Source organism: Streptomyces sp. LS1784 (assembly GCF_020103755.1).
Taxonomy (GTDB): Bacteria; Actinomycetota; Actinomycetes; order Streptomycetales; family Streptomycetaceae; genus Kitasatospora.
In genome coordinates, this window is the sequence record NZ_JAHSQD010000551.1 from 1 (window position 1) to 5,434 (window position 5,434).

At 74.1% G+C, this 5,434-nt stretch carries 5 protein-coding genes, 1 pseudogene and 1 riboswitch; of the genes and pseudogenes, 3 read left to right on the forward strand and 3 right to left on the reverse strand.

Translation table 11 applies throughout. The features are described 5' to 3' along the window. Positions 1 to 669 (reverse strand): prenyltransferase/squalene oxidase repeat-containing protein (locus KS423_RS37415; protein WP_224284199.1); only part of this gene is annotated, 669 nt, incomplete at its 3' end. A 112-nt stretch (positions 670 to 781) separates the two neighbouring features. Beyond that, positions 782 to 852, reverse strand: a riboswitch (cobalamin riboswitch). 131 nt (positions 853 to 983) lie between these two features. Beyond that, on the reverse strand, positions 984 to 1,616 hold the full coding sequence (locus KS423_RS37420) for a TetR family transcriptional regulator (RefSeq protein ID WP_374120097.1): 633 nt from the start codon (positions 1,614 to 1,616) through the stop codon (positions 984 to 986). 232 nt (positions 1,617 to 1,848) lie between these two features. Between KS423_RS37420 and KS423_RS37425 the strand changes: the two genes are divergently transcribed. From KS423_RS37425 to KS423_RS37435, 3 genes are all read left to right on the forward strand, one after another. Further along, a complete protein-coding gene (locus KS423_RS37425; protein WP_224284200.1) occupies positions 1,849 to 3,159 on the forward strand; it encodes a glycosyltransferase family 4 protein in 1,311 nt (436 codons plus the stop codon). 112 nt (positions 3,160 to 3,271) lie between these two features. After that, on the forward strand, positions 3,272 to 4,021 hold the full coding sequence (locus KS423_RS37430; RefSeq protein WP_224284201.1) for a class I SAM-dependent methyltransferase: 750 nt from the start codon (positions 3,272 to 3,274) through the stop codon (positions 4,019 to 4,021). After that, entirely contained in the window at positions 4,018 to 5,079 is a 1,062-nt protein-coding gene (locus KS423_RS37435; RefSeq protein WP_224284202.1) for a prenyltransferase, read from the forward strand. Before KS423_RS37430 ends, KS423_RS37435 begins: the two co-directional genes overlap by 4 nt. 106 nt (positions 5,080 to 5,185) lie before the next feature. Here the strand turns inward: KS423_RS37435 and KS423_RS37440 are convergent. After that, positions 5,186 to 5,434: pseudogene (locus KS423_RS37440) on the reverse strand (hypothetical protein); the annotation flags it as partial.

Genomic DNA, 5,434 nt, shown 5'->3' on the forward strand with positions numbered 1-5,434 from the left:
GCCGCCGGCGGCGAGCGCGGCCTGGCCGCCGGCCAGGGCGTTCGGGGTGAGGGCGCCGCCGGCCGGGTCGGTCTGGTAGGCGAAGGCGCCGCGCTGGTCGGCGGGGGCGGCGCAGCCGAGCTGGAACAGAGCGAGCCCGTCGAAGGCGGACTTGCCGGCCTTGGCGACGCCCGCCGGGTCGGTCCTGGCGGCGAACAGCGCGTTGACGGCGAGGCCGGTGGAGTTGGCGTCGCCCGGGTTGCCCGGGTTGTAGGCCCAGCTGCCGTCGGCGTTCTGGTTGGCCTTGAGCCAGGCGACGCCCTTGTCGACGGCCTCCTGGTGCCCGCCGAGGGCGACCAGGGCCTGGATGGCGACGGCGGTGGCGTTGCTGTCCTCGAACTTGGCGTCGCAGGCGGCGCCGGCGGCCCGGTAGGAGGGCCAGCCGCCGTCCTCGCACTGCTGGCCGGTGAGCCAGCCGACCGCGGAGTCGGCCGGGGTGACCTTGCCCGCCGTCAACGCGGTGAGCGCGAGGGACTGCCGCCAGACGCCGTCGTACGTCGGGTCGCTCTTGCCGTACAGGCCGTCCGGGATGGTGGGCGTGGGGACCTCGGCGAGGGCCGGGCCGGCGGCGAGGCCGGTGAGCAGTGCGGCGGACAGGGCGGCGGCGCCCAGGCGGGCGGCGGTCAGCATGGTGCGGGTGTGCCTTTCGGTGAGCGGTGGTGGCCCGGGCGGGGCCGTTCCGTAGTCCTCGACGGTGCCGGGCGCGTGCGTCCGGACTGGCCGCTCGCCCCTCCCCGGGCGCTCCGACTCGCCCGGCGGCCGGGTGCGGCGCCGGACTCACGGCTGCGGGGTCAGCGCCGGATTCGCACCGGCTTTCCCCGGGGGAGGAACGGGATGGAGTTGTGCTGCCCGTCGACTCTAGCCGCCGGAGCGCGCCGGGCGGCCCGGCCGCGGCAGGAACAGGTTCCAGTCGGCGGCGTCCCGGGGCAGGGCGGGCGGCCGGTTCACGGCAGGGTGAGCAGCCGGGCCGCGGTGTGCAGGTCGGCCCGGACCTCGGCGATCGAGGCGCGGCCGGAGAGCCAGGCGACGAGTGCCGAGTGCCAGGTGTGCTCGATCACCCGCACGGCCGCGCGCTGGCTCTCGGTGGGCGGCCCGGACTGGCCGATGGCGTCCAGGATGAGCTGTCCGGTGGCCGCGCTGACCTGGTCCACCTCGGCCCCGACCGAACGGTCCGCGAAGGACAGCGCCCGGACCATCGCCTCGGCCAGCAGCGGCTCACGCTGCAGCGCGTGGAAGGCCCGGGTGAGGGTGTCGGCGACCCGCAGCGCCGGTTCGACGTCGGTCGGCGGGTGCCGCCGGATGTGCTCGTGGAGGCCCTGCAGCTGCTCCAGCATCACCGCCACCAGCAGGTGCACCTTGGACGGGAAGTACCGGTAGAGCGTGCCGAGGGCGACCTGCGCGCTCTCCGCGACCTCCCGCATCTGCACCGCCTCGTACCCGCCCCGCACCGCCAGCGCGGTGGCGGCCCGCAGGATGCGCCGGCGCCGCTCGGCCTGGCGAGCGGTCAGCGGCGGCTCGCCCGGAGGCGGAACCGGCGGCAGGGGAGAGGGAGAGGCTGACGGTGAGGGCGGCGGCAAGGGGGCTCCCGGGCGGGCGAGAGTGGCGGTGTGCTCCACGTGGTCGGCAGGGTTCGGCGTGGCGGGAATCACCAGCCCTGGCTCCTGAGGAAAAGCTACGGGCCGGTATCTTCGAGGTCTCTCATTGTTCACGCGTTCGATGACGAGTTCCACAGCCACTGAAACCTGATCTACTTTAGCGACCGGACGCACGACCGGCAGCACCGAGAGCAGCTAGAGAAGAGGGCCCAGGATGACCGCGCAGCCGCTGCGGATTGCCCTGCTGTCGTACCGCGGGGACCCCTTCTGCGGCGGTCAGGGCGTGTACGTACGACACCTCTCGCGCGAGCTGGCCAGGCTCGGCCACCACGTGGACGTGATCGGCGCCCAGCCCTACCCGGTGCTCGACGAGGTCGACGGCCCCGGCTCGGTGCGCCTGGTCGAGCTGCCCAGCCTGGACCTCTACCGCGCCGACGACCCCTTCCGCACCCCGGCCCGCGACGAGTTCCGCGGTCCGGTGGACGTGCTGGAGTTCGCCACCATGCGCACCGGCGGCTTCCCCGAGCCGCTCACCTTCTCGCTGCGCGCCCGGCAGTACCTGGCCGCCCACAAGGGCCGCTACGACGTGGTGCACGACAACCAGACCCTCGGCTACGGCCTGCTCGGCCTGGCCCGGCACGGCTTCCCGCTGGTCACCACCATCCACCACCCGATCACCGTGGACCGGCAGCTGGAGCTGGACGCCGCCACCACCCGGGTCAAGCGGCTCTCGCTGCGCCGCTGGTACGCCTTCACCCGGATGCAGCGCCGGGTCGCCGCCCGGCTGGACCACGTGATCACCGTCTCCGGCACCTCGCGGCGCGAGATCGCCGAGCACCTGGGCGTCGCGCCGGGCGCGATCTCGGTGGTGCCGATCGGCGCCGACACCCGGCTCTGGTCGCCCTCGGAGGAGATCGAGCGGGTCCCCGGCCGGATCGTCACCACCTCCAGCGCGGACGTCCCGCTGAAGGGCCTGGTCTTCCTGGTCGAGGCGCTGGCCAAGGTCCGCACCGAGCGGGACGCCCACCTGGTGGTGGTCGGCAAGCCGCAGAAGGAGGACGGGCCGGTGGCCGAGGCGGTGCGCCGCTTCGGGCTGGCCGAGCACATCGAGTTCCGCAGCGGGCTGACCGACCGGGAGCTGGTCGACCTCTACCGCTCGGCCGAGGTGGCCTGTGTCCCCTCGCTGTACGAGGGCTTCTCGCTGCCCGCCGCCGAGGCGATGGCCACCGGCACCCCGCTGGTCGCCACCACCGGCGGGGCGATCCCGGAGGTGGCCGGGCCCGACGGGGAGACCTGCCTGGCGGTGCCGCCGGGGGAGGCGGACACGCTGGCCGGCGCGCTCGGCCGGCTGCTGGACGACCCGGAGCTGCGGGCCGGGCTCGGCGCGGCCGGACGGGAGCGGGTACTGGCCCGCTTCACCTGGGAACGGGCTGCCGAACTGACCGCCGAGGCCTACCGCGCGGCGATCGCCACCGGCGCCGGCGCCCGGGCCCGCTCGGGGCCGGGCTGGCGGTACGTGGCCTGAGCGGTGCGTGCCCGAGCGGTGCGCTCCCGGGCGGAAGCGCCCCGAGCAACGGACTGAGTGGTCTGACGAAGCGTCATGAACGCTTGGCAGCAATAGGAATGGGAGTCCAGCAGTGCTGACCGTCGATTTCTCGCGCTTCCCGCTCGCCCCCGGCGACCGGGTGCTCGACCTGGGCTGCGGCGGGGGCCGGCACGCGTTCGAGTGCTACCGCCGCGGCGCCAACGTGATCGCCCTCGACCAGAACGCCGAGGAGATCGCCGAGGTCGGGAAGTGGTTCGCGGCGATGGAGCAGGCCGGTGAGGCCCCCGAGGGCGCGTCGGCGGTCGCGATGGAGGGCAACGCGCTGGCGCTGCCGTTCGAGGACGAGTACTTCGACAAGATCATCATCTCCGAGGTGATGGAGCACATCCCGGACGACAAGGGCGTGCTCAACGAGATGTTCCGGGTCCTCAAGCCGGGCGGCCTGCTCGCCGTCACGGTGCCCCGCTGGCTGCCGGAGAAGATCTGCTGGGCGCTGTCCGACGAGTACCACGAGGTCGAGGGCGGCCACATCCGGATCTACCGGGGCGACGAGCTGCTCGGCAAGCTCAAGGACGCCGGCCTGGAGCCGTACGGCACCCACCACGCGCACGCGCTTCACTCGCCGTACTGGTGGATCAAGTGCGCGGTCGGCGTCGACAACGACAAGGCGCTGCCGGTCAAGGCGTACCACCAGCTGCTGGTCTGGGACATCGTCGGCACCCCGGTGATCAGCCGCCTCACCAAGGCCGCCGAGCGCGCGCTCAACCCGGTGATCGGCAAGAGCTTCGTCGCGTACGCCTCCAAGCCCAACCGCGCCGAGCCCCAGCGGGCACAGGCATGACCGCCGCCGTCCCCGAGGTGCTGCTGCTCGACGGGGTGCTCGACGCCGAGCAGGCCGCCGACACCGTGCGCAGCATCCTGGCCGAGCAGCGCCCCGACGGCTCCATACCCTGGTTCGCCGGCCACCACCTCGACCCCTGGGACCACACCGAGGCCGCGATGGCCCTCGACACGGCCGGCGAGCACGCCGCCGCGGAGGCCGCCTACCGCTGGCTCGCCGCCGCCCAGAACCCGGACGGCTCCTGGTACGCCGGCTACACCGACGGCGTGGTCACCGACCGGGCCAAGGAGAGCAACTTCTGCGCGTACATCGCGGTCGGGGTCTGGCACCACCACCTCAGCACCGGCGACGACACCTTCCTGGAGTGGATCTGGCCGGTCGCCCGGCGCGCCCTCGACTTCATCGTCGGGCTGCGGCTGCCCGGGGGCCCGATCGCCTGGCGCGTCGACGAGGACGGCACCGCCACCGACGAGGCGCTGCTCACCGGCTCGTCCAGCATCCTGCACGCGCTGCGCTGCGGCCTGGCCATCGCCGAGTACCTGGAGGAGCCGCAGCCCGACTGGGAGCTCGCGGCCGGGCAGCTGGGGCACGCCGTCGCCCACCACCCCGAGCGGTTCCTGGACAAGGACCGCTACTCGATGGACTGGTACTACCCGGTGCTCGGCACCGGCCTGCGCGGCGAGGCGGCGCTGGCCCGGATCGAGCGGGACTGGGAGCGCTTCGTCGTCCCCGGCCTCGGCGTGCGCTGCGTCAGCGACCGCCCGTGGGTGACCGGCGGGGAGAGCGCCGAGCTGGCGCTCGCGCTCTGGGCGATCGGCCAGTCCGACCGCGCGGTGGACATCCTGCGCTGGATCCAGAAGCACCTGCGGCACGAGGACGGCTCCTACTGGACCGGGTACGTCTTCGAGGACGACGCGATCTGGCCGGAGGAGCGCACCACCTGGACGGCCGGGGCGCTGCTGCTCGCGGTGGCCGCGCTCGGCGGGGACCCGGCGACGGTCTCGGTCTTCGGCGGTGAGCAACTGCCCGCCGGGCTGGTGGTCCAGGACTGCTGCTGAGCGCAGCGCACATGCAAAAGGGGCGGGACCGGAGATCCGGTCCCGCCCCTTCCGCATGTGCGTCCGAGGGCGGGTGCGTGCCCGACGTCGGTGTGCTCCGGGGGTGTCAGCCGCGCTGGATGCCGGTGGTGTCGGCCAGCACGCCCTGGTTGCCGTCCGGCAGCTGGGCGACCAGCGCGGTGCCGCGCTGCTCGACGGCCAGGTACCAGGTGCCCGGCACGACCTCGCCGACCGGGGCGCCGGCCGGGTTGTCCTTCGGAGCCAGCTGGCGCGGGGCCGGGACGGCGAACCAGAACGGCTGGAAGTCCGCCGCCGGGGCGGTCGCCTGCGGCTGCGCGGCCGGGGTCGGCTGCGG